This is a genomic window from Streptomyces sp. NPDC088923 (genome assembly GCF_044749745.1).
In the GTDB taxonomy this organism is placed as follows: domain Bacteria; phylum Actinomycetota; class Actinomycetes; order Streptomycetales; family Streptomycetaceae; genus Streptomyces.
This window is the reverse complement of the sequence record NZ_JBIVIO010000001.1, coordinates 620,180-643,388: the sequence shown is the minus strand read 5'-3', so window position 1 is coordinate 643,388 and position 23,209 is coordinate 620,180. Positions and strand designations below refer to the sequence as shown.

General features: G+C 73.2%; 24 protein-coding genes. 15 read left to right on the top strand and 9 right to left on the bottom strand.

Annotated elements, in window-relative coordinates; genetic code table 11:
* Positions 1–362 precede the first annotated feature (362 nt).
* Positions 363–1,346, bottom strand: a complete 984-nt coding sequence (locus tag ACIP4O_RS03095) for an aldo/keto reductase (protein WP_401570831.1) — start codon at positions 1,344–1,346, stop codon at positions 363–365.
* Positions 1,347–1,442: 96 nt separating this feature from the next.
* Here ACIP4O_RS03095 and ACIP4O_RS03090 point away from each other — a divergent pair, with 96 nt between their 5' ends.
* Together ACIP4O_RS03090 and ACIP4O_RS03085 are read left to right on the top strand one after the other, a co-directional pair.
* Positions 1,443–1,826, top strand: a complete 384-nt coding sequence (locus ACIP4O_RS03090) for a hypothetical protein (protein ID WP_401570828.1) — start codon at positions 1,443–1,445, stop codon at positions 1,824–1,826.
* Positions 1,823–2,116 (top strand): barstar family protein, encoded by a 294-nt coding sequence (locus tag ACIP4O_RS03085; RefSeq protein ID WP_401570825.1) that lies wholly within the window; start codon positions 1,823–1,825, stop codon positions 2,114–2,116. Before ACIP4O_RS03090 ends, ACIP4O_RS03085 begins: the two co-directional genes overlap by 4 nt.
* Before the next feature lie 958 nt (positions 2,117–3,074).
* Here ACIP4O_RS03085 and ACIP4O_RS03080 read toward each other — a convergent pair.
* Complete coding sequence (locus ACIP4O_RS03080; protein WP_401570822.1) at positions 3,075–3,767, bottom strand: hypothetical protein; 693 nt, start codon at positions 3,765–3,767, stop codon at positions 3,075–3,077.
* A complete protein-coding gene (locus tag ACIP4O_RS03075; RefSeq protein WP_401570819.1) occupies positions 3,764–4,630 on the bottom strand; it encodes an alpha/beta fold hydrolase in 867 nt (288 codons plus the stop codon). Before ACIP4O_RS03075 ends, ACIP4O_RS03080 begins: the two co-directional genes overlap by 4 nt.
* Before the next feature lie 403 nt (positions 4,631–5,033).
* Here ACIP4O_RS03075 and ACIP4O_RS03070 point away from each other — a divergent pair, with 403 nt between their 5' ends.
* The 4 genes from ACIP4O_RS03070 to ACIP4O_RS03055 all read left to right on the top strand — a co-directional run bounded on the left by ACIP4O_RS03070 (position 5,034) and on the right by ACIP4O_RS03055 (position 8,286).
* Positions 5,034–5,402: a VOC family protein gene (locus ACIP4O_RS03070; protein WP_401570816.1), complete on the top strand. Its 369-nt coding sequence runs from the start codon at positions 5,034–5,036 to the stop codon at positions 5,400–5,402.
* Positions 5,403–5,562: 160 nt separating this feature from the next.
* Positions 5,563–6,585 carry an alcohol dehydrogenase catalytic domain-containing protein gene (locus ACIP4O_RS03065; RefSeq protein WP_361319819.1) on the top strand — a complete coding sequence of 341 codons (1,023 nt, stop codon included), beginning with the start codon at positions 5,563–5,565 and terminating at the stop codon, positions 6,583–6,585.
* A gap of 342 nt (positions 6,586–6,927) precedes the next feature.
* The gene (locus tag ACIP4O_RS03060) at positions 6,928–7,749 is read left to right on the top strand and encodes a TetR/AcrR family transcriptional regulator (RefSeq protein ID WP_401573787.1); all 822 of its coding nucleotides are present in this window, start codon (positions 6,928–6,930) and stop codon (positions 7,747–7,749) included.
* Between the two features lie 141 nt (positions 7,750–7,890).
* On the top strand, positions 7,891–8,286 hold the full coding sequence (locus tag ACIP4O_RS03055) for a hypothetical protein (protein ID WP_401570813.1): 396 nt from the start codon (positions 7,891–7,893) through the stop codon (positions 8,284–8,286).
* 42 nt (positions 8,287–8,328) lie between these two features.
* On the opposite strand, the gene ACIP4O_RS03050 is transcribed toward ACIP4O_RS03055, so the two are convergent.
* The gene (locus ACIP4O_RS03050) at positions 8,329–8,895 is read right to left on the bottom strand and encodes a DinB family protein (RefSeq protein WP_401570810.1); all 567 of its coding nucleotides are present in this window, start codon (positions 8,893–8,895) and stop codon (positions 8,329–8,331) included.
* Between the two features lie 216 nt (positions 8,896–9,111).
* Here ACIP4O_RS03050 and ACIP4O_RS03045 point away from each other — a divergent pair, with 216 nt between their 5' ends.
* Positions 9,112–9,720, top strand: a complete 609-nt coding sequence (locus ACIP4O_RS03045) for a Uma2 family endonuclease (protein WP_401570807.1) — start codon at positions 9,112–9,114, stop codon at positions 9,718–9,720.
* A gap of 72 nt (positions 9,721–9,792) precedes the next feature.
* Entirely contained in the window at positions 9,793–10,788 is a 996-nt protein-coding gene (locus ACIP4O_RS03040) for an aldo/keto reductase (RefSeq protein ID WP_401570804.1), read from the top strand.
* Between the two features lie 145 nt (positions 10,789–10,933).
* Here ACIP4O_RS03040 and thpR read toward each other — a convergent pair whose 3' ends face one another.
* Positions 10,934–11,500, bottom strand: coding sequence for an RNA 2',3'-cyclic phosphodiesterase (gene thpR / locus ACIP4O_RS03035; RefSeq protein ID WP_401570801.1), 567 nt, complete (start codon positions 11,498–11,500; stop codon positions 10,934–10,936).
* 194 nt (positions 11,501–11,694) lie between these two features.
* On the opposite strand from thpR, the gene ACIP4O_RS03030 reads away from it, so the two are divergent.
* The 3 genes from ACIP4O_RS03030 to gap all read left to right on the top strand — a co-directional run bounded on the left by ACIP4O_RS03030 (position 11,695) and on the right by gap (position 14,439).
* Positions 11,695–12,231, top strand: a complete 537-nt coding sequence (locus ACIP4O_RS03030) for a GNAT family N-acetyltransferase (protein WP_401570798.1) — start codon at positions 11,695–11,697, stop codon at positions 12,229–12,231.
* Positions 12,232–12,284: 53 nt separating this feature from the next.
* Complete coding sequence (locus ACIP4O_RS03025; protein WP_401570795.1) at positions 12,285–13,322, top strand: GlxA family transcriptional regulator; 1,038 nt, start codon at positions 12,285–12,287, stop codon at positions 13,320–13,322.
* A 121-nt stretch (positions 13,323–13,443) separates the two neighbouring features.
* Positions 13,444–14,439: a type I glyceraldehyde-3-phosphate dehydrogenase gene (gene gap, locus ACIP4O_RS03020; RefSeq protein ID WP_401570792.1), complete on the top strand. Its 996-nt coding sequence runs from the start codon at positions 13,444–13,446 to the stop codon at positions 14,437–14,439.
* Positions 14,440–14,584: 145 nt separating this feature from the next.
* Here gap and ACIP4O_RS03015 read toward each other — a convergent pair whose 3' ends face one another.
* Positions 14,585–16,306, bottom strand: a complete 1,722-nt coding sequence (locus tag ACIP4O_RS03015; RefSeq protein ID WP_401570789.1) for an MFS transporter — start codon at positions 16,304–16,306, stop codon at positions 14,585–14,587.
* A 44-nt stretch (positions 16,307–16,350) separates the two neighbouring features.
* Positions 16,351–16,788, bottom strand: a complete 438-nt coding sequence (locus ACIP4O_RS03010) for a MarR family transcriptional regulator (RefSeq protein ID WP_361319788.1) — start codon at positions 16,786–16,788, stop codon at positions 16,351–16,353.
* Positions 16,789–16,968: 180 nt separating this feature from the next.
* Here ACIP4O_RS03010 and ACIP4O_RS03005 point away from each other — a divergent pair, with 180 nt between their 5' ends.
* Positions 16,969–17,145: a ribbon-helix-helix protein, CopG family gene (locus tag ACIP4O_RS03005; protein ID WP_164285695.1), complete on the top strand. Its 177-nt coding sequence runs from the start codon at positions 16,969–16,971 to the stop codon at positions 17,143–17,145.
* Between the two features lie 133 nt (positions 17,146–17,278).
* On the opposite strand, the gene ACIP4O_RS03000 is transcribed toward ACIP4O_RS03005, so the two are convergent.
* On the bottom strand, positions 17,279–18,736 hold the full coding sequence (locus ACIP4O_RS03000; RefSeq protein ID WP_361319784.1) for an NCS2 family permease: 1,458 nt from the start codon (positions 18,734–18,736) through the stop codon (positions 17,279–17,281).
* A gap of 292 nt (positions 18,737–19,028) precedes the next feature.
* Here ACIP4O_RS03000 and ACIP4O_RS02995 point away from each other — a divergent pair, with 292 nt between their 5' ends.
* The gene (locus ACIP4O_RS02995) at positions 19,029–19,298 is read left to right on the top strand and encodes a DUF2530 domain-containing protein (protein ID WP_401570784.1); all 270 of its coding nucleotides are present in this window, start codon (positions 19,029–19,031) and stop codon (positions 19,296–19,298) included.
* Positions 19,299–19,397: 99 nt separating this feature from the next.
* Here the strand turns inward: ACIP4O_RS02995 and ACIP4O_RS02990 are convergent, their stop codons facing one another.
* Positions 19,398–19,886: a MarR family transcriptional regulator gene (locus tag ACIP4O_RS02990; RefSeq protein WP_361319778.1), complete on the bottom strand. Its 489-nt coding sequence runs from the start codon at positions 19,884–19,886 to the stop codon at positions 19,398–19,400.
* Between the two features lie 174 nt (positions 19,887–20,060).
* Here ACIP4O_RS02990 and ACIP4O_RS02985 point away from each other — a divergent pair, with 174 nt between their 5' ends.
* Both ACIP4O_RS02985 and ACIP4O_RS02980 read left to right on the top strand, forming a co-directional pair.
* Positions 20,061–22,523 (top strand): FUSC family protein, encoded by a 2,463-nt coding sequence (locus ACIP4O_RS02985; RefSeq protein WP_401570778.1) that lies wholly within the window; start codon positions 20,061–20,063, stop codon positions 22,521–22,523.
* Between the two features lie 61 nt (positions 22,524–22,584).
* Positions 22,585–23,199 carry an HNH endonuclease gene (locus ACIP4O_RS02980; protein WP_401570776.1) on the top strand — a complete coding sequence of 205 codons (615 nt, stop codon included), beginning with the start codon at positions 22,585–22,587 and terminating at the stop codon, positions 23,197–23,199.
* Positions 23,200–23,209: the final 10 nt, after the last annotated feature.

Below are 23,209 nucleotides of genomic sequence, written 5' to 3'. Positions count from 1 at the left end.
TTCTGTCCCACGCGGACGGCCGGAACCCTTCCGGGCCTGAGCCAGATTGCCGGGACGGAGGGCGGGAGCGCAGGCGCCGTCCGGCGGGGATGACCCGCCGGACGGCGGGGTGCGAGGACACGGCCTTCGGCCGGACGGCGGGACGCCCGGCAGACGCCGGGCGGTCGGCTTACGTTTCGCAGCCTTCGGCCGGACGGCGCGCGCCTCGCCACCTACGGCCAGACGGCGGGACGCCCTGCGGCTCTCGGCTGATGACGGAAGCCCCGCGCGGACCTGGGCCTACGCGCGCCTCCGCACCCGCCGCCCGCCGTCCGCCGACACGCCGCGCACCCCGCACCACGCCGCGCCCCGCGCCACCCCGCCTACCAGCGCCCCGCGACCTGCGGTTCGATCTTCCGTGCGTACAGCTCGTGGATCGCCGTCAGTGTCTCCTCGCTGAGCGGCGGCAGTTCGCCCGCCGCCGAGTTGGCGCGGGCCTGCTCGGGGCTGCGGGCGCCGGGGATGACGGTGGTGACGCCGGGCTGCTGGACGATCCAGCGCAGCGCGGCCTGGGCCGGGGTCGCACCCTCGGGGGCGAGCGCGGCGAACTCGCGCGCGGCGGCGACGCCGGTCGCGAAGTCGACCCCGGCGAAGGTCTCGCCCTGGTCGAACGCCTCGCCGTGGCGGTTGAAGGTGCGGTGGTCGTTGGCCGCGAAGGTCGTGTCCTCCGTGTACTTGCCGCTCAGCAGACCCGAGGCGAGCGGCACGCGCGCGATGATCGCGACCCCGGCGGCCCGCGCGGCGGGCAGCACCTCGTCGAGCGGCTTCATACGGAAGGGATTGAGGATGATCTGCACGCTCGTGATGCCGGGCCTGGCGATCGCGGTGAGCGCCTCCGCGCACGTCTCGACGCTCACGCCGTACCCGGCGACGCGGTCCTCCGCGACGAGCGTGTCGAGCGCGTCGTAGACCTCGTCGGAGGAGTAGACGGGCGTCGGCGGGCAGTGCAGCTGTACGAGGTCGAGGCGGTCGACACCGAGGTTGCGGCGCGAACGATCGTTCCAGGCACGGAAGTTGTCGAGTACGTAGTTCTCGGGGAGCTGGTCGACGCGGCGGCCCATCTTCGTCGCGACCGTGATCCCGGAGCCGGGGTGGTCCTTGAGGAAGGCGGCGATGGTCTGCTCGCTGCGGCCGTCCCCGTACACGTCGGCGGTGTCGAAGAAGGTGACGCCGGAGTCGGCGGCGGCCTCCAGGACGGCATGGGCGTCCTTCTCGTCCACGTCGCCCCAGTCCGCGCCGAGCTGCCACGTACCGAGGCCGACGACGGAGACGGAACGGCCGAGCCTGCTGAATTCACGCGATTCCATGGGGCCAGTGTGGCACTCGGTGGGGCGGCCACGGCCGCTGACCGGCGCGGACGCGGCCCCCTTGGCGCGCGGCGCGGACGTCATTAGTGTGCCTGGATGCCCCACACACTCGTCGTCGGTTACGACCCCGAGGGAATCCCCGGCGCGGACGGTCCCGCTCTGCGTGCGCTCCTCGACGCCGAACTCGCCCGCTTCGCCACGTACGGCGTCACCGCCGGCATGGTCCTCGTGGAGTACGACGAGCGCGCCGAGCCCACCCTGGCGAGGGCGCTCGCGAGCCGCGCGTGGGACGTCGTCGTCATCGGCGGCGGGCTGCGCAAGGCGGAGCCGCTGCTGCCCCTCTTCGAGGCGGCCGTCAACCTCGTGCGCCGCCACGCCCCGCAAGCGGCGATCGCCTTCAACACGAGCGGCGGCGACAGCGTGGAGGCCGCGCTGCGGCACCTGCCCGACGTCACCGCGCGCGGGGAGTCCGCGCGATGACGGTCACCGAGCTGCTCGTCGACCTGCGCGGGCGGCCGATCGCGACGCTCGACGACTTCTGGGAGGCCGTACGGGAACCCTGCGGCCTGCCCGCCTGGTTCGGCCGCAACCTCGACGCCTGGGCGGACGCGATCGACGCGCGCGGAGTCTCCGAGGTGATCGACCGCCACGCCACCCTGACCGTGCACGCCGACCGCCAGGGCCTCTTCGCCAGCACCGACGACCCGAAGGCGCGCGCACTGGCGGCGACATTCGACGGCGTACGCAACCGCCTCGTCCTCCACCCCTGACACCCCTCGGCGGCGGACTCCCCCGCCCGGACGCTCCCGCACCACGGGCCCGCCGCCCCAGGAGCGCCCGCGCCCCGGCGTCACCCCGAGGCACCGCACCCGGAACCTGTCCCGACCGGTTCGTTCAGGGCCGGGCGGCCCGAGCGGGGGTGGGGCGGGCGCTGGAGTGCCCAAAACCGTGGCCTGCGTACGCCATTGGCGCCTCCCTTCTCCGCGAGCGGGTTCGCCGCCCGTCATCAGTCGTCGCACCCGGTGCCGGGCGCCACCCACCCCGCTACGGCGCAGCACCCCGTAGCCCGGCCCGGCCCACCGGCCGCGCCCCTTCCCCGCGCCCCCTCAAAACATTCGCGCCCGCGCATCGCACCGGCCTCGCCAGGCGTCCGCCCCCCGCGCGCCCCGAGCACCCGCGCCTCAGCCCGCCCCGCACCCCCTCGGAACACCCCGCCCGCGCACCGCCCCGGCCTCCGCGAGCCCGCCCCAGCGCGCCCCGAACTCCCGCAGCTCACGTCCCCAGCGCACCGCTTCAGCCCGCCCCACACTCGTGCCGCTCGGGCCTCGCCAGAGCATCAGCCCCGACTCGTCCCCGACTACTCAGCCACCCCACGCGCGCCACTTCACCCCACTCCGAAGCGCACCCCAACCTCTCCCGCCGCTCTGCCTCAGCCCGCCCCGCGCCCCCTCGGAACACCCCCGCCCGCGCACCGCCCCGGCCCGCCAAACGTCCGCCCCAGCGCGCCCCGAACTCCCACACCTCACCGTCCCCAACGCGTCGGCTTCAGCCCGCCCCGAGCCCACACCTCAGCCCGCCCCGAGCCCGCCCGCTCGGGCTCCGCTCGCGCCCCGCTCGGGCTCCGCCCCCCCTCGCCAGTGCGTCCGCCCCAATCGACCCCGAACGCTCGCACCCATGCCCCCCACCGTCCCGCGCCCCCGCCGCCTCCCCTCCCGTTCTCCCCGCCCGCTACCCCGCCCCGCGCTCCCCCCGCTCCAACACCGGTCTCCCGTCCCAGCGCCAGCCGTTCGAGCGGTCCGGCTGGCCCGGTAGGGAGGCGCGGCCCGTGGCCCAGCGGAGGGTGGGCCACGGGGGTGCGAGGTCGCGTGGGGCGTCGGGGAAGAGGCGGTCCAGCGACCGGGCGACGAGTGGCTCGGGCGGGGTCCAGTCCAGGGCGAGGCCGTGTGCGAGGTCGTCGGTGTGCACCAGTGTCTCCACGATGCCCATCGCCGCGAACCCGGCCGCGTCCGACCGCCCGAAGACGTGATGGGCGCGGGCGTGGGGCGGCGTGACCTGGACGATCGCCGCGAGCAGTCCGCCGCACGCGTCGATCACGCGCAGCAGTCCGGCGGGGCCGTGTGCCGGGTCGGCGCGGATCGTGTTCGCGGGGCCGCCGGGCGTCGTACTCTCCCAGCGGAAGGGCACGTCGTCGTCGCCGGGCGGACTCGCGGGGGCGAGTTGGGCCGCGTAGGCGAAGAGGTCGTCGGCGAGGTGCTCTCCCGTCTCCCAGCAGCTCCAGGTCAACGGCCCCGCGGGGACCGACCACAGGGCGGTGCTTTCGGGGGCGGCCGCGGGTGCGAGCGCCGCGACGGCGCAGGCGACCATCTCCCGTACGTCGTCGGCCCAGCGGGCCCCTTCGTCCTCGGCGGTCGCCCCGCTCACTTCATCAACTCCCGGATGACTGACACCGATTCCTCCGCCGCAGCGAGCCAGCCCCCGTGCCCGCCCGGCAGCGGTACGGGGTCCAGGCCGAGGCGGGAGGCGAGCGTGACGGCGGGCTCGCGGCACAGCGCGCCCCTCGTCTCGCGCCCGACGGCGAGCACGAGCCGGCCCGCGGCGGCCGGTCCGCGCAGCGCCTCGACGTCGGGCACCCACGAGGTGAAGGAACGCAGTTCGTGCTCCAGGAAACGCGGGCCGTTCGCGAACAGGCGTGCCGCCAGCTCCGGTGTCGGCTCCCACGGGTCGCCGCCCGCCCCCGCCCACGCGGCGAACCGCGCCCCTGCGGGGCCCAGCCCCTCCCGAACGAACGTCTCGTGCACCGACGCGATGAACGCCCTGTGCTCCTCGGCATCCGGCAACAGGCCGAAGGCCGGGGGTTCCTGAGCGAGGACACGCCGTACGAGGGTGGGGTGCCTGGCGAGCAGGTCCAGGCCGACGAGCGCTCCGTCGCTGCCGCCGATGACGTCGGCGGGCCCGCCCCCGAGGTGCGCGACGAGCGCTGCCACGTCGTCGGCCTGCCGCTCCACGGTCTGTGTCACGGGCGGCCCGTCGAGCACGCTGCGCGAGTACCCACGCGGGTCGAGCGCGACGACCATGTAGACCTCGGCCAGCAGCGGCGCGAACGCGTCGTACACCCCGGCGTCTCCCCCGCCGCCGGGAAGCAGAACCAACAACGGACCGCTGCCCCGTACTTCGTAGTGGATGCGCGCGCCCGGCACGGGCAGCACCCCGACCCGCGGACGCGCGGGGTCACCCACCCCGCCGTCCTGGCCGTCCCCTCCCGCTCCGTACTCCTTCGTCTCCATGAGCCGCGAGGCTACGGACCCGCCCCCGCGCCCGCGAACCCTTTTCGCCCGCACCCACCCGCACCCTCACCCTCGACCTCACCCCGCGCCTCCCGTCGACCGCCGCCCGGCCCCTCGCCGGACGTCATGCCCGCTCCCGCACCACCAAACCCCCACGTCACACACAAGCCCCCGATCGAGTGAAACACGGGCGAACGGGAACTTCATCGCCTTGACGGAACGACCCCCGCCCGAGATCCCGCCCGACACTCCGCCCGCTCCCCGCTCCCCGCTCCCCGCCCTCCGCCCACCCCAGCGGCAGCCCGCCCCGCGCCCCGCACTTCGCACCCCTTCTCCCGCCAACGCCCCTCGCACGCCTGGCAATTCGCTGGCCGCTGCCCCCGCACCGTGTTCCCCTCCCCCCATGGCATCTCTCATCAGGCACCTGACCATCGACTGCGCCGACCCCCACGCGCTCGCCACCTTCTGGGCCACCGTCCTCGACGGCTCGCTCGCCGAGGACGACTTCCCCGGCGACCCCGAGGCGACGGTGCTCTCGACGGGCACGGCGCTGCTCTTCGTACGCGTCGACGAGCCCAAGACCACCAAGAACCGCTGGCACGTCGACCTCCAGCCGCAGGACCGCACACGCGACGAGGAGGTGGAGCGACTGCTCGCCCTCGGCGCCACGCTCCACGAGGACCACCGGCGCGCGGACGACGGGGGCTGGGTCACGCTGCGGGACCCCGAGGGGAACGAGGTGTGCGTGGAACGGAGCGCGGCCGAGCGGTGAGGAGCCGCCGCACGGCGGAAGCGGCCGGACGGCGAAGGGCCGTCACGGCGTGCGGGTGCGCGGGCCGGTCGGCGGACGGGTCCCTCCTCGGTGGTAGGCCGCGAGGACGACGCGGTAGGAGTGAGGAGGACAACTCAGCCGAGACACAGGGACGTACGAGATGAGCCAGGAGCAGCGCACGCACCGCGCGATGCGGGTCGAGGCGGCCGGCGGGGCCTTCACCGAGGCGCGGGTCGAGACCGGGGAGCCGGGACCCGGGCAGGTGCGGATCGCCGTGGAGGCGTGCGGGGTGTGCCACTCGGACACGGCCGTCGTGAGCGGCGCCATGGGCAATCCCTTCCCTGTCACCACCGGGCACGAGATCGCCGGCCGGATCGACGCGCTCGGCGCGGGGGTCGGCGGCTGGGCGGTCGGGGACAGGGTCGCCGTCGGGTGGTACGGCGGGAGTTGTGGGCACTGCGACGCCTGTCGTACCGGAGACGGAGTGCTCTGCCCCGAGGCGGAGATCCCCGGCGTCGCCTACCCGGGCGGGTACGCGGAGTCCGTGATCGTGCCCGCCGTCGCGCTCGCCGCCGTCCCCGACGGGCTCAGCCCGGTCGACGCCGCACCGCTCGCCTGCGCCGGGGTCACCGTGTACAACGCCTTGCGGCGCAGCGCGGCGCGGGCCGGGGACACGGTCGCGATCCTGGGGCTCGGCGGGCTCGGGCACCTCGGCGTGCAGTTCGCCGCGAAGATGGGTTTCCGCACGGTGGCCATCGCCCGAGGGACGGAGAAGGGCTCTCTCGCGACGGAGTTGGGCGCGGCGCACTACATCGACAGCACTACGCAGGACGTCGCTGCCGAGCTCCAGGCGCTCGGCGGCGCGAAGGTCGTGCTGGCGACCGTCACCCAGGCGCAGGCCATGGCCGACGCCTTCGAGGGGCTGGGCCGTCGCGGCGAACTCGTCATCGTCGGCGTCGCCCCCGAACACCTCGACCTCACCGCCGCGCAGTTCGTGGACAGGGCCCGCCGCGTCTACGGTCACGCCTCCGGGATCGCCGTCGACACGCAGGACACGCTCCGCTTCGCGGCGGAGACCGGCGTCCGCCCCTGGACGGAGGAACGGCCGCTCGCGGAGGCGGACGAGGCCTTCGCCCGCATGCGGCGCGGGGAGGCACGGTTCCGGATGGTGCTGACGGTGTGAGGCGGGGACCGGGGGCGCGGGCGAGGCGGCGCGGGTGCGGGACGGGGCGGCGGTACGGGCCGGAGCGGACATACGGGGACGGCTGCCCCGGTCCGCGAGCACGCCCCACGTCCGGGGGCGCGACGTCACGCCCGCGCGGAAGGCCCGTACTGCGGGGCCCGCACCGCACAGCCCGCCGTAACGCGCAGCGCGCCGCCCCGCCGTCGCACCGCCCCGCAATCGCGCCGCCCCGCCGTCGCACCGACCCGCCGTCGCGAGGCCCCGCGCCGAACCCGTTCGTTACAGTGAACGGGCCCGGGGCAGCTCCGGGCCAGTGACGGCATGGCGAGGCGAGCGAGGGACATGGACGGCGACGAGACCACGGACCCCGCGCCGCCCGGACGCCAGACCGACGCGTCCCCGCGCCGCGCCGCCGCCCCCCGTAACGCCACCCCCCGTACCGCCGCCCCGCGCAGCCGTCGCGACCGCCCCGCGAAACCGGCGCTGAGCCGTACCGGCATCGTCGCGGCGGCGATCCGGGTCATGGCCGCCGAGGGCCTCGACAAGGTCACGATGCGGCGCCTCGCGAAGGAGCTCGACACCGGGCCCGCCTCGCTCTACGTGTACGTCGCGGGAACGACGGAGCTGCACGCGGCGATCCTCGACCAGCTCCTCGGCGAGGTGGAGGTCCCCGGGCCCGCCGAGGCCGTCCCCGAGGTCCTCCCCGAGGAGGACGGAGCGGGCTGGGAGCAGCGGCTGATCGGCCTCCTTCACTCGTACACGCTCCTCCTCTTCCGTTACCCGGGCCTCGCGCGCTCCGCGCTCGTGGCCCGCCCCAGCGGCCCGCACTACCTCGACCTCGTCGAGCGCATGCTCGCCCTCCTCGCCGAGGGGGGTGTGGCGTCCGACCGGGCCGCCTGGGGCGTGGACCTGCTTCTCCAGCACGCCACCGCGACGGCCGCCGAACAGACCGACCGCGATGCCTCACCGGTCGCCGACGAGGAGTGGCAGGCGGTCCGGCACGCCGTCCACGGCGTCGACCCCGACCGCCACCCGCACATCCGCGCTGCCTCGTCGCGACTCCTCTCCGGTACCCCGGACGCCCGCTTCACGTGGTCCTTCCGCGCGCTCCTCCACGGCATCGAGCACACCCCGGTGCCCCCGCACGGTCCGTCCCAGGACTGACCGGGGGCAGCCCCTCGGCCGGTCCTCGGACGGTGCCGTCCGCCCCGCGCCGGAGTCGGGGGCGATTCCCCCTACCAAAGTCGAAGCACCGTAGACCCACGCGTCTCGCGCGGTGGCGTGGGGAAGCGGAAGACTCGGAGCATGACGAAGGACTCGGGGGAACCGGAGAAGACGCCACCACCCGGCGAGGGACGGACGGGACCACCAGCGGCCGGGCCAGGGGAAACGCACGCGGCCGACCCAGGGAAAGCGCACCCGGTCGGCCAAGCGGAAAAGCAGACGACCACACCATCGGACGAGCTGATCCTCACGCTGCTCGTCGGGGCGGCGGTCCTGGGGGCGGCTGTCGGTGCGTGGGTCCTCGGGCCGGTGGCGCGGTGGGCGCTGGAGGTGCTGCCCGTGGCGCCGTTCCGGTTCGCGCTGCGGTTCCTGGGCGGGATCGACGTGTGGTGGGAGATGCTGCTCGCGGGGGCGGGCGGCGCCGTGGTCCTGCTCGTCGTGACCCTCGGGGCCCTGGAGAAACGCGGGGTCGGCTGACGGCACGTCGGCGAAGCCCCCGGCCGGTGCGCCGCCGCGCCCTCACTCCCCGACTCGCCCGTCCGTCAACTCCCGTACCACGTCGAGGTGTCCCGTGTGGCGCGCGTACTCCTGGAGTACGTGGAAGAGAATCCACGACAGCGTGGGCGGCTCGGCCGGGGGCGGGAAACGGCCCGTGCTCGCCGCGCGGTCGCGGAGTCCGGCCGCCGCGACGATCCGCCGCGAGTACTCGCACTCCTCGGCGAAGAGGCCCCGGACGCGCGCCGGGGACTCGTCCTCGCGCACACGCCAGCGGCCCGATTCCGGGTCGTCGTCGCCCCACGCCGTACGCTCGTCCATCTCCTCACCGAGGAAACCCCAGCGCAGCCAACGCCGTTCGACGTACGCGAGGTGCTTGAGCAGTTCGAGCGGCGACCAGCCGGAGGGCAGCCTGCTGCCGCGCAACTCCGCCTCCGAGAGCCCGTCGAGCTTGGCGAGCACGGTGGCACGGTAGTAGTCGAGATACGCGGGAAGCAGCTCGGCGGGGTCGGTGAGCGACCACGGGGGCTCGGTGGGCGGGACGGGGAGGGGCCCCTGAGGGCTCGGGTTCGCAGGCACGTTGTCACTCATACGAGAAACGCTAGCTCCCCGCGCACGCTCCGCCCCCGTCCGTGCGCCCCCGCCACTCCCGTGTGCGCCCGGCGCCACCCCCACTGCCCCGGCCCCGCGCGCCGGCGCGCCCCTCCTGCCCCCGCACGCTCGTTCCCGTACCGTGTCGGGCCCGCTCGTCCTACCGTTGGGTGACACGGCGGGGTCTCCAGCACCCCGCCGGGAAGAAGCGCCACGATGACCCTCGTACACACCGAGGACAGGATCACGATGGCAGACCACGACGGCGATCACGCTGACGATCACACCAGTGACCTCGACGGACTTTTCGAGTGCGTGGAGCGCGCCACCCCTGACGGATTTCGGGTAGAGATCGTCGAGGGGTACATCTTCATGTCACCGCAGCGCCAGACGCATTGGGAGATCATCCTCAAGCTCGTGACGCAGCTGACGGCCCACTACCCACCGACGCGCATCGCCTCGGACGTACGGATCGATTTCCCCGGTCATCTCAATGGTTTCGCCTGCGACATCGCCGCCATGAAGGACGGCGCCGAGACGGACAACGGCCGCTGGCACCACCAGGACGTCGAGTTCGTCGCCGAAGTCATCTCACGCGGCACGGGGCAGAACGACTACGGCCCCAAGAAGGCGGCGTACGCGACCGCCGAGGTGCCCGTCTACCTCGTCGCCGACCCGTACCAGCGGCGCTGCCACGTCTACACGGAGCCGCGTGACGGCGAGTACCGCGCCGAGACGATCGTGGAGTTCGGGCTCGACCTGGACCTGAGCAAGACACCGGCCGCGCTCGTTCTGACGACGAAGGACTTCCCGGAGCAGCCGTGAGCAGGGCGCGGGCCGACCTCAGTTCCTCCCCCCACTTGCCTGGAGTCCACTCCAAGGCGTTGGCTGGTCGGCATGAGGTACACGCAACTCGGACGTACGGGACTTGAGGTCAGCAGGCTCGTCCTGGGGACGATGAACTTCGGGCCGCAGACCGACGAAGCCGACAGTCACGCCATCATGGACGCCGCGCTCGACGCGGGAGTCAACTTCTTCGACACGGCCAACGTCTACGGCTGGGGCGAGAACAAGGGCCGGACCGAGGAGATCCTCGGGACCTGGTTCGCGCAGGGCGGCGGCCGGCGCGAGAAGGTCGTGCTCGCCACGAAGGTCAACGGCTACATGGGGGTCGGTGACCCGTGGCCGAACCACCACAAGCTCTCCGCCGCCAACATCCGCCGCGCGGTCGACGCGAGCCTCAAGCGGCTCCAGACCGACCACATCGACCTGTACCAGTTCCACCACGTGGACCGGAACACGCCCTTCGAGGAGATCTGGCAGGCGATCGACGTCCTGATCCAGCAGGGCAAGATCCTCTACGCCGGTTCGTCGAACTTCCCCGGCTACAAGATCGCGCAGGCCAACGAGCTCGCCTCGCGGCGCGGCATGGTCGGACTCGTGAGCGAGCAGTGCCTGTACAACCTGGCCGAGCGCCGCGCCGAGATGGAGGTCATCCCGGCCGCCCGCGAGTACGGGCTCGGGGTCATCCCCTGGTCGCCGTTGAACGGCGGGCTGCTCGGCGGCGCGCTCAAGCGCGAGCGCGAGGGCGCGGCGAACGGCCGCAGCGTCAGCGGTCGCAGCGCCGACGCGCTCAAGAACTCGGCCGTGCGGGAGCAGATCGAGCGGTACGAGGCACTGCTCGACAAGCACGGGCTGCTGCCCGGCGACACCGCCCTCGCGTGGCTCCTCACCCGTCCCGGTGTGACGGGGCCGATCGTCGGGCCGCGCACGAGGGAACAGCTCGACTCGGCGCTGCGCGCCGTGGACGTCGAGCTCTCGGAAGAGGTCCTGAGCGGCCTCGACGAGATCTTCCCCGGTCCCGGGGCATCCCCGGAGGCCTTCGCCTGGTGACGGCGGGCCTCCGGCCGGAGGCGCGTGTGGTGGCGGCGGTACGGGGCTACTGGCCCACGGCCGCCGCCACCGCCACGACGACGAACATCATTACGAGCACACCGGCCATGATCCGGTTCCGGGTCTTCGGGTCCACGCTTCGAGCCTAGCCGTCCCGCCCGGCGGGCCCGGCCAAGGGGTACGTCGCCTCCGTCACGTACTGGTTCGCGATCCCGTGCCCGCCCGGCACGCTCCGCAGCAGGCGTACGCGGTCGGCGGTCCAGGTCCGGCCGGAGAACGGCCCGAGCAGCTCTTCGTACGAAGTGAGCAGCTCTTCGTACGCGCGGGGCGACAGCCTCCGGGAGCCCCGCGCCAGCGACAGGTGCGGCCGGTAGGCGTGCTCCGCCGCGCCGCCCAGGCTCCGCGCGGCCCCGGCGAGCGCGCGCAGAGCGGCGACATCGCCCCGTACCCCCGTCCACAGCGTCCCGCCCCGGAAGCCGCCCGCGCCGCCGAGCGACAGGCGCAGCGGCGCGTGGGACACGGCCAGGGCCGTCAAATCCCGTACCAGCGGCTCCTGTTCGGCGTCCCCGTAGAACGCCAGGGTCACGTGCCAGCCCTCGGGGCGGGTCCACCGCATGTCGTCCGCTCCCGGCAGGCGGCGTAGTGGGCGGACGGCGGCGGCGAGTTCGTCGAGGGCCTCGGGCGGGGGCAGGAGCGCGGCGAAGAGTCTCATCGTGCGAGGAACGATTCCACAGGCCCCGGCGGAAGTCCCGCACGCCTGTGGATAACCGGGCAGGCAAACCGATGGTCCGACAAGCGGACCGGGGAAACGGGGGAACCGCGCGTCGGCGCCCGTGAAAAGTCTCGTGATTCACAGTCTTGGCGCGGGGCCCGCGTCCGGCGCCCCGCTCCCCTAACCTCGCGGACATGGACACCTCCCGAGCGCTGACGCTCAGACCCGGCAAGGCAAGGGACGTCCCCGCCGTCCTCGCGCTCCTGGACGGGGCGGTGGACTGGCTGAGCGCGCGAGGCCGGTCGGGGCAGTGGGGCACCCGGCACTTCACCGACCGCCCCCGCGTCGTCGAACAGGTCCAGGGCTACTTCGCGAAGGGCCAGCCCTGGGTCGCGGAGCTGGACGGGCGCGTCGTCGGCTCGATGACGCTGACGGACGGTCCGGGCCCCTACCTCGACCCCGCGCCCGAGCCCGAGCGCTACCTGCACTTCCTCGTGAGCGACCGGGCCCTCGCCGGCCACGGCATCGGCGCCGCGCTCGTCGCCCACGCCGCCGCCGAGGCGCGGCGCGCGGGCGTCGGACTGCTCCGCGTCGACTGCTACGCGGGCGACGACGGCCGGCTCGTCGACTACTACGTGTCCTGCGGATTCCGCCGTACGGAGCGCTTCGACCAGAACGGATGGCCGGGCCAGGTCCTCGCGATCCGCCTCGACGACGCCCCGAGCCCGTAGGGCCGCGCAAGCCGTCCCTTCCTTCCGGAGCCCGCTTCCGTAGCCTGTCCCGCGTGACCGACCGCCGTCCCCGCCGTCCCCGCCGCCTCCGCCGCGTCGCCGTCCTCGTGCTCGAAGGTGCCAAGCCGCTCGACGTCGGCATTCCCGCGCAGGTCTTCTCGACCCGCGCGAGCATGCCGTACGAGGTACGCGTGTGCGGTGCCGCGCCCGGGCTCGTGACCGGCGGGGACGGGCTCTCGTACGGCGTCGCGCACGGCCTGGAGGCGCTGGAGTGGGCCGAGACCGTCTTCCTGCCCGGCTACCGTCACCCCGACCGCGAGGACCCGCCCGCCGAGGTCGTCGACGCGCTGCGCGCCGCGCACGCGCGCGGCGCCCGGCTCGCCGCGATCTCCACGGGCGCCTTCGCGCTCGCCGCGACCGGGCTGCTCGACGGGCGCCGCGCCACGACCCACTGGCACTACACGCGGGCCCTCGCCGAACGGCACCCCGGCGTGCGCGTCGACGAGAACGTCCTCTTCGTCGACGAGGGCACCGTGCTCACCTCGGCGGGCGCCGCGTCCGGCATCGACCTGTGCCTGCACATCCTGCGCCGGGACCTTGGCGTCGCCGCCTCGCACCACACCGCGCGCCGCCTCGTCGCCGCGCCGTACCGCAGCGGCGGCCAGGCGCAGTACGTGCCGCGCGCCGTCCCCGAACCGCTCGGCGAACGCTTCGCCGCGACCCGCGAGTGGGCCCTGCGCCACCTCGGCGAGCCCCTGAGCCTCGACGTCCTCGCCCGGCACGCCGCCGTCTCCGCGCGCACCTTCTCGCGCCGCTTCGCGGACGACACCGGTTACACGCCCATGGAGTGGGTGACGCGCGTGCGGATCGACGCGGCGCGCGCCCTCCTGGAGCGCTCCGAGCGGGGCGTCGAGCAGATCGCCGTCGCGGTCGGGCTCGGCACCGGCGCCAATCTGCGGCTGCACTTCCAGCGGGTGCTGGGCACGAGCCCGAGCGAGTACCGGCGCACCTTCTCGCGGGAGGAACGCGGGGAACGCGGCCGCCCCGGAGCACCCGAGGGCCGCCGCGAACGTCGCGCACCGCGCGGCTGAACCGGCTGGCGTGATCCTTGCGGACCCTGGCGCTTCCGCCTCGGCCACCCCCCGGCGCGCGGCGCGAGTCTGGTGGTGAAGGCAAGAGCCGCAGCGCAGAACGCCAGGAAGGGCCTCCACCATGACCCGTATCGCCATCAACGGATTCGGCCGCATCGGCCGCAACGTCCTCCGCGCCCTCGTCGAGCGCGACAGCAAGCTGGAGGTCGTCGCGATCAACGACCTCGGCGACCCCGAGACGCTCGGGCGGCTGCTGCGGTACGACACGACGGCGGGGCGCTTCGGGCGGCCCGTGAGCGTCGACGGGGACACCCTCGTCGTGGACGGGCGCCGGATCAGGGTGCTCGCCGAGCGCGAGCCGGCCCGGCTGCCGTGGGCGGAGCTGGGCGTGGACCTCGTCCTGGAGGCGACCGGTCGTTTCACCTCCGCCGACGCCGCGCGCGCCCACCTCGACGCGGGCGCGCGCAAGGTGCTCGTGGGCGCGCCGTCCGCCGGAGCGGACGTGACGCTCGCGTACGGCGTCAACACGGAGGCGTACGACCCCGAGACGCACCACATCGTCTCGAACGCCTCCTGCACGACGAACGCCCTCGCCCCGCTCGCCTCCGTCCTCCACGAACTCGCGGGCATCGAGCACGGCTTCATGACGACCGTGCACGCCTACACGCAGGAGCAGAACCTCCAGGACGGCCCGCACCGCGACGCCCGCCGCGCCCGCGCCGCCGCCGTCAACATCGTGCCGACCACGACGGGCGCCGCGAAGGCCATCGGCCTCGTGCTCCCGGAGCTGGACGGCAGGCTCTCGGGCGACTCGATCCGCGTGCCCGTCCCGGTCGGCTCGATCGTCGAGCTGAACACGACCGTGGCGCGCGAGGTGAGCCGCGAGGAGGTGCTCGCCGCGTACCGCGAGGCGGCCGCCGGACGGCTCGCGGGCGTCCTCGAATACGCCGAGGACCCGCTCGTCTCCGCCGACATCGTCGGCGACCCGGCCTCCTCGATCTTCGACGCCGCCCTCACCCGCGTCGACGGCAGGCACGTCAAGGTCGTGGCCTGGTACGACAACGAGTGGGGCTTCTCGAACCGCGTCGTGGACACGCTGGGGCTGCTGGCCGGCTGAGAGAGCGACACGCAGGGTTGTACGGCTGTTTAAAACGCCCGTATGGATCTGTACAGACGTATGTACAGATCCATACGGGCGTTCATCTGTGTCTACGCGGTGGTCCGGACGGGACCGTGCGGCCCCGGACGGACGACCGCACGGATCACGCCACCGCCGCCAGTTCCTTCGCCCGTTCCCCCTCGCGCGGTACGAAGCGCAGGCGGGGGTGGCCCCGGTTCCAGCCGAACTCCATGCGCAGGCCGCCGATACGGGCCAGGACGAGACCGACCGCGACGGCGGCGAGCGCTGTGATCGCGCCACCGGCCGCGAAGCCGATCCGGGCGCCGTAGGTGTCGGTGAGCCAGCCGAAGAGCGGACCGCCGACGGGCGTACCGCCGGTGAAGACCATCATGTACAGGCTCATCACCCGGCCGCGCATCTCCGGTTCGGCGGCCATCTGGACGGTCTGGTTGGCGGTCGTGTTGGACGTCAGGCCGCACATGCCGATCGGCACGAGCAGCGCGGCGAAGAGCCAGTACGAGGGCACGAGCGAAGCGACGATCTCCAGGACGCCGAAGGCGATCGCCGCGCCGACGAGGAGCCGCAGCCTGGTGCGCGCGCGGCGCGCGGCGAGCAGCGCCCCGGCGAGGGAGCCGACCGCCATGAGGATGTTGAAGACCGCGTAGGTGCCCGCGCCCGCGTCGAAGACGTCGTCCGCGAAGGCCGAGAGCCAGACGGGGAAGTTGAAGCCGAAGGTGCCGACGAAGAAGACGAGGACGATCGGCCAGATCAGCTCGGGCCGCTTCGCGACGTAGTGCAGGCCCTCGCGGAGCTGGCCCTTGCCGCGCGGGGTGCGGTGGCTCTCGTGCAGCTCGCCCGAGCGCATGAGGAGCAGGCCGATGATCGGCGCGATGAAGGAGAGCCCGTTGAGGAGGAAGGCGTAGCCGCTGCCGACCGCCGTGATGAGCGCGCCGCCGACGGCGGGGCCCACGAGGCGGGCGGACTGGAAGTTCGCGGCGTTGAGCGAGACCGCGTTCCGCATCATCCCCGGGCCGACCATCTCGGAGACGAAGGTCTGCCGGGCCGGGTTGTCGACGACCGTGACGAGGCCGAGGACGAAGGCGGTGAGGTAGACGTGCCAGACCTGGACGTTGTCGCTCAGGGTCAGCACGGCGAGCGCGAGCCCGGTGAGGCCCATGACGGCCTGCGTGACGAGCAGCGTCTGCCGCTTCGGCAGCCGGTCGACGAGCACGCCGCCGTACAGGCCGAAGAGGAGCATCGGCAGGAACTGGAGCGCGGTCGTGATGCCCACGGCGGCCGAGGACCCGGTGAGGCTGAGCACCAGCCAGTCCTGGGCGATGCGCTGCATCCAGGTGCCGATGTTGGAGACGACCTGGCCGGTGAAGAAGAGCCGGTAGTTGCGGATGCGCAGCGAGCTGAACATCGAGGTGCGGCGCGGGGGCTCGGGATCGGCGGGGGACGTGGCGGCGTGCGCGTGCGCGTTCGTGGGAGGCTTTCCGAGCGTGGGATTCGTGGCGGTGCGCGCGTCGGGCGCGGTGCGGGCGTCGGAGGCCGTACCGGCATCAGGCGCGGTACCGGCATCGGACGCGGTACGGGCATCAGGTGCGGCACCGGATGCCGGACGGGCGCCGGGCGAGGCGTCGGCAACGGATGCCGGACGGGCGTCGGGGTGCCCGGCGGCGGGGTCCGGGTCCTCGGTGGGGACCGGGATCTCGTCCGGGTCCTCCTGGGCGGCGTCCGCTTCGAGGGCCTGGCGCTCCGCCGTACGGCGGGCGGGGTCCTCGGCGGAGCCGGGAGCGGGGCGGGCGGTGGTGTCGTGGCGGTCAGGTGCGGGGGCGGAGTCTGCTCCGGGTCCCGTACTCAAAGGGTTTCGCCTTCCTTTCGCTCACAGGTGCGCGAGCCTCTCGCTCACAGGTGTGCGAGCTTCTCCAGCACCGGGGCGGCTGCCCGGAGCTTCTCCCACTCGTCCTCGTCGAGTTCGGCGGCGAGCTGGGCCAGCCACACGTTCCGCTTGCGGCGGCTCTCGGCGAGCATCGTCTCGGCCCGCTCGGTGGAGCTGACGACCTTCTGCCGGCGGTCCTCCGGGTGCGGTTCGAGCCGGACGAGGCCCTTCGCCTCCAGGAGTGCCACGATCCGCGTCATCGACGGCGGCTGCACGTGCTCCTTGCGCGCCAGCTCACCGGGGGTCGCGGAACCGCACCGGGCGAGGGTGCCGAGCACCGACATCTCCGTGGGGCTCAGCGACTCGTCGACGCGCTGGTGCTTGATACGGCGGGAGAGCCGCATCACGGAGGAACGGAGCGCGCTGATGGCGGCGGCGTCCTCACCCTGACTGAGGTCAAGCATGGTAGTTAGCGTAACTCATTACTCTTACTAAAGAGACTGCGCGGAGCCTGCCCCGGCATGACCTGCCCCACACCCGCCCGCCACCTTCAGGACACTCGCACGCAAGACCGCACTCACCCGTACGAGTGAGTCGCGGCCGGAAAATATCGATCCCGCCCCCGGTGCCGTGATTCTGGGCGTATGGGGACCGATGTGCTCAGCCTGCGGATCGACGGCGAACTGCTCGACCGGATGCGCACGCATGCCGCGCGACGCGGCATGACCGTGCAGGACTACGTGATCAGGACACTCGTGCGGGAGGACTTCGACGAGCGCTTCAAGGCCGCGGTGGAGAAGACGGAGAAGTTCTACGGGTGAGCACGGGCGGGCAGGGGCGAGTACGGGCGAGGGGCGGCATCCCGGAGAAACGGGGCGAGGGGCGGCTCCCCGGAAAAGACGGACCCCCGGGCACGCGCTCCGCGCGCCCGGGGGTCACCGACCGTCCGGCCCCTCAGGTGAGCTGGAGCGCCGGCATCAGGTAGTAGAAGGCGAACACGGCCGACACGATGTACATCGCGATCGGCACCTCGCGCCAGCGGCCGACGACGATCCGCAGCACGGTGAAGGTGACGAAGCCGATCCCGATGCCGTTCGTGATCGAGTAGGTGAACGGCATCATCACCATGGTGAGGAACGCCGGGATGGCGATCGTGAAATCGGTCCAGTCGATCTTCGTGATCGATCCCGAGAGGATCAGGAAGCCGACCGCGACGAGCGCCGGTGTCGCCGCCTGCGAGGGCACCATCGTGGCGACCGGGGTCAGGAAGAGCGCGACGGCGAAGAGCGCGCCGGTGATGATGTTCGAGAAGCCGGTGCGGGCGCCCTCGCCGACGCCCGCCGTCGACTCGACGAAGCAGGTGGTCGCCGAGGAGGACGAGGCGCCACCGGCGGCGACGGCGATGCCGTCGACGAAGAGGATCTTGTTCATGCCCGGCATGGAGCCGTCCTCGCGCGTGAGGTGCGCCTCGTCGCCGACGCCCATGATCGTGCCCATCGCGTCGAAGAAGCACGAGAGCAGCACGGTGAAGACGAACAGGATGCCGGTGAGGATGCCGACGTGGTGGAAGCCGCCGAAGAGGCTCACGTTGCCGATCAGCCCGAAGTCCGGCGTCGAGACGGGGTTGCCCGGCCACTTCGGCTCGGTCAGGCCCCAGGCACCCGGCTTGATGTCGGCGACCGCGTTGATGATCACGGCCACGACGGTCATGGCGACGATGCTGATGAGGATCGCGCCCGAGACCTTGCGGACGAGCAGCGCGACGGTGAGCAGCGCGCCGAGGACGAAGACGAGCACGGGCCAGCCGTTGAGGTGGCCGTCGCCGCCGAGCTGGAGCGGGACCGTGGTCTGGGCGACGTCCGGGATACGGGAGACGAAGCCCGAGTCGACGAGGCCGACCAGGAGCACGAAGAGACCGATACCGATCGAGATGCCCTTGCGCAGCCCGTTGGGAACCGCGCTCATGACGCGTTCGCGCAAGCCGGTCGCGACGAGCAGCATCACGACGAGACCGGCGAGGACCACCATGCCCATCGCGTCCGGCCATGTCATACGGGGCGCGAGCTGGAGCGCGACGACCGTGTTGACGCCGAGGCCCGCCGCGAGCGCGATCGGGACGTTGCCGATCACGCCCATGAGGAGCGTCGTGAAGGCGGCGGTGACGGCCGTCGCCGTGACGAGCTGCCCGTTGTCCAGGTGGTGGCCGTTCATGTCCTTGGCGCTGCCAAGAATGATCGGGTTCAGCACGACGATGTACGCCATCGCGAAGAAGGTGGCGAAGCCACCCCGGATCTCACGACCGAAGTTCGAGCCGCGCTCGGAGATCTTGAAGAAACGGTCCACGGCGTTCCGGGGCGGGGCCCCGGAAGGTCCTCCGGGCACGGAGTCCTGGGCGATTGCCGAGGTGGGCATGGGGGAAACCTCTGGTCAGGAGAGCGAAAGCTACGGGGATGACGGGTGGGACGCGTGAGCTTCCGGTCGCTCTCCGTCGAGCAATTCGGTCGCTTTGTCGATTCTGACGAAAGAACTCAGCCACACCCGAGCGGGTTCAGTATGAAGACATGAACGCGAAATAGCTATCTCCGCGCGTAGAACGCAAGTCGGACTGAGACGGCGTGTCGCGTGGATCATGGCGTGACCTTGGGATAGGGACGCGGCGGAGTCGCCCGGGAACCGCGTGCGTCCGCCGCGTAAGCTGGCCCGCATGGAGAAGTGGACGCCGCGGCACGAGGCACCGGAACCGCTCGAAGGCCCCGTCGTGGCCACGATCGCGACCGGTACGGGGATCTGGTTCCTGCTCTTCCTCGTCCAGCTCCCGTTCTACGGCTGGTTCGACGACCACGGCCACCTGTGGTGGCTGTGGACCTGCGCCGCCGGGGCGGGCCTCGGCCTCTTCGGCACGTGGTACGTGCGCCGCCGCGACGAGGCGATCAAGCGGCACGCGGCGGAGGCGGCGGGGCAGCCGGGGGCCTGAGCGCGCGGGGCCGGGTCACGCGGCGCGTGGGTACGCCGGCCTCCCGCGTACGCGTCGGGGGCGCCCCGCCCCCGTACCGACACCCACCAGCCACACCCCTCACGGTTCGCGCGTGAAGTGTTTCCGCGCGACGGCCACGTTGTACTTGCGGAACATCTCGCCGAGCAGGCGCAGGTCCGCCTCGTCCCAGTCCGCGAGGAGGTCGGCGAAGCCCTCCTGGCGGCGCAGGCGCTCCTCCGCGGCCAGGCGGCGGCCCTCCTCGGTGGGGGTGATGAGGCTGCGGCGGCGGTCGGCGGGGTCGGGCGTCGTGGTCGCGAAGCCCTTGCGGCGCAGGGCGGCGACCTGGCGGCCCGCCGTCGACGGATTGAGGCCGAGCATCGCGGCGAGGGCGTTGATGTCGGGGGGTTCGGGTGCCGCCCCGAGGGTGCGGAGCATGAGGTACTCGGAGCGGTCCATCTCGCTGTGCGTCCGCGACCTGCGGTGGAGCAGTTCGAAGTTGCGGTTGAGGAAGGCGGTCTGCCGCTCGATCCGGTCGATGAGGTCGGCGCGGGGCGGCTCGGCCCCGTCCGGCTGACGCTCGACGGTCATCCTGCTGGCACTCCCCGTGAGGAATATCGGTACGATACTTGTTATTATATGTAACGTACAGGCTCCGGACGCCTCGCCACCGCGACCCGCCGGGGCCCTCCTCCCCGAGCGCGTCCGGGCGTCTCCGAGCACCCTCGGGTGACCCCCGATCGACCCCCGAGCGACAAGGACCAGATGGCAGAGGGCATACGTTCCGAAGCACCGCACGCCGCGCCCGCGGCCCCGCACTCCACGACCTCCCCCGCCGCGCCCCCTCCCGGCGCGCCGCGCCCCTCGGCACCCGGCGCCCCCGCGGGCCGCGCCCGCGCACCGCACGCCTGCGCACCGCGCACCTCCGCGCTCCGCACCGCCGCCCACGGCATCCGTGACTTCCACCTCGGCTCGGACCCCGGTCTCGGGCGGCTCAGGTCGGCTCTCGCCGCGGGCCTCGCGATGGCCGGCGCGCTCGGCATCGAGTACCTCTACGCACGGCTCGCGGGCGCCGCTCCGCAGGACATGATCGTCCACATGATCATCGGCACGGTGATCGCGATGCTGGGCTCGAACGCCCTCGCCGGTCCCTCGGTCGTGGCGAATCTGCGGATCGCCGTGTTCTTCCCCGTCGCGCTCTTCGCCGGGCTGCTGCCGGGCATCGCGGTGGCCGGGCACGAAGTGGCGATGCTGGCCGGTTTCGTCGTCGTGATGTTCGCCGCCGTGTACGTGCGCCGCTTCGGTCTCGCCTACTTCTTCTACGGCTTCATGGGCTGGATGGGCTACTTCTTCGCGGCCTTCCTCCACCCCCAGGTCTCCCAGCTGCCCGGGCTGCTCGTCGCCATACTCCTCGCCACCGTCTGGGTCACGGGCCTGTGCCTCGCCCTGCTGCGCAACCGCGCGGGCAACGCGCTGCGCCACGCGCGCGCCGCCTTCGGCGCCCGGGCCCGCGCCGTCTCCCGTACCGCCGCCGCGCTGCTCGCCGCCGAGTCGCCGCGCCGCCGCGAGCGCCTGCGCCGCGAACTCCACGCCCGTCAGCTCGGCCTCGCCGAGACCGCGCTGCTCATCGAGGGCTGGTCCACGGAGCCGGGCGCGCTGCCCGAGGACTGGTCGGCGCGCGCGCTGCGGCGCCGCCTCCTGGAGGCGCAGCTCGCCGTCGAGGCGGTCGCGCACGCCGCCGACACGCTCGCGCGGCAGCCGTACGAGCCCGAGGGGCCACGCGCGGCCGCGCACGCCATCGCGCAGGCCCTCGGCCGCCACCGCTACGCGCAGGCGGGCCAACTCGCCCGCACGCTCCTGGAGTCGCGCCGCTCCGACGCGCCGGACTCCGTACGGGGCGCGCTGCCCGCCGCGCGGCAGCTCGCCGCCGCCGCCGCGACGTACACCGGGCTCGTGGGCCGCGTGCCCGCGCCGGGCGCGGCGGCGTCCGCCGACACCGACTTCGAGCCCGCCGTGGCGCTGAGCCTCGGCAACCTGCCGGGCTCGCCGTCCGTCGCCAAGGACGTCCACGCGCGCGGACGTGGCTGGAATCCGCTGCGCCGCGTGCCGCTCTCGACACGGCAGGCCTTCCAGGCCGCGTTCGCCGGGGGGCTCGCCATCGTCGTGGGCAAGGCGATCTCCGAGCAGCGGTACTACTGGGCCGTCATCGCCGCCTTCGTCGCCTTCACCGGCACGGCGACGCGCTCCGAGACCGTCATCAAGGCCGGTCACCGCGTCCTCGGCACGCTGCTCGGCATCATCGCGGGCATCGGGCTCGCGCACCTGACCACCGGGCACAGCCTGCTCGCGCTGACGCTCATCGTCGTGAGCATGAGCACCGGCTTCTACCTGGTGAAGGTCTCGTACGCGTACATGATCTTCTTCGTGACGATCATGGTGGCGCAGATGTACACGCTGCTCCACGAGTTCTCGGCGGAGCTGCTGCTGCTGCGCCTGGAGGAGACGGCGGCGGGGGCGCTCGTCGGCATCCTCGTCAGTCTCCTGTTCCTGCCGACCAGCACGCGCGACACCGTGAACTCGGCGCGGGCGGAGCTGTTCGGGGCGCTCACCGAGCTGCTCGAAGGGGTGGCGCTGCGCTTCGAGGGCGCGGCGGTGGAGGACGCCGACCCGGACGCGCTCGCCCGCGAGGTGGACCACCGGCTGCGTGCCCTCGCGCTCGTCGCCCGCCCGCTGACGCGGCCCCTGGTCTGGCGCAACAGCCCCTCGTACCTGCGCGAGCGGCTGCGCGTCTACGCGGCGGCGGCGCGCCGGGCCCGTGTCCTCGTGCCGCTCGCGAGCGCCGCGACGCGCACGCAGACCCCGACGCCGCTGCGCGCCCACCTCGCCACGGCGACCCGCGCCCTGGCCGCGGCGACCCGCGACCTCACGAGCCACCCGGACCGCGCCGTCGTCGCGACGGACGAGGTCCGCACCTCGCTCGCCGCGGCCCGCGCCTCCCTCACGGCGGCACGGGAGGCGGCCCGCACCGAGGGCGCGCGGGCCCCACGCGCCCTCCTCCCCCTCCACCACCTGTGCGACCTCCTCGACGACCTGGCCACGGCCCCGGTGCTGCACCGGGGCGGGCCGGGAGTGGTGACGACGGTGCGGGGGACGGTGTGCGGCACACCGGTGACGGATGCGCCGGTGGGGAGCGTGGAGGCGGCGGGCCTGACGGAGCGGCAGGGCTGAATCCTCGTTGTCAGTGGCCTCTGCCATGCTCGTGCGCACACACGCCAGGGGGGCGAAGCGCATGAGCAGGCAGAGCGGACGGCACACCGACATGCCGGACAAATGGACGATCGCGCGGTACTGGGCCGGGAGCCCGGAGCGGGAGAGGTTCGCGCCGTGGCTGGTTCCGGACAGCCCGTGCTGCTTCGCCTGCGGGTGGTTCGGCGAGAAGTGGGAGAAGGCCGCCACTGCGAAAGGGCGCTGGGGCGCGGCGCGACTGGACCGGGCACACATCGTGCCCGACAGCCTCGGCGGCCCGGCCACCGCCGACAACCTGCTGCTGCTCTGCAAACGGTGCCACGAGGACTCGCCCGACTGGCCGGACCGTGAGGAGATGGCCCGCTGGATCGCGCGGCGCGAGGAGCGGCCGAGCAGGGAGATGGAGACTTTCATGGCGTGGTTCGCCGCTGCCGAGGAGGTCCCGGAGTTCAAGGAGACGCTGGCCTCGCTGTTCGAGCGGTACGGCGAGGACGAAGCCACGCGGCGCGTCAAGGACATCATGCGCGCCCAGTTCGACCAGGCCGGTACCCACTTCGGCATCGGCATCAGCCCGGGGACCCGCGTCGCGATACTCCGAAGCGCCGCCGTGCGCGCGCTGGACGGGCCGGGGTCCTCCGCCCTCGCCACCGAACAGTGAACGGACACGT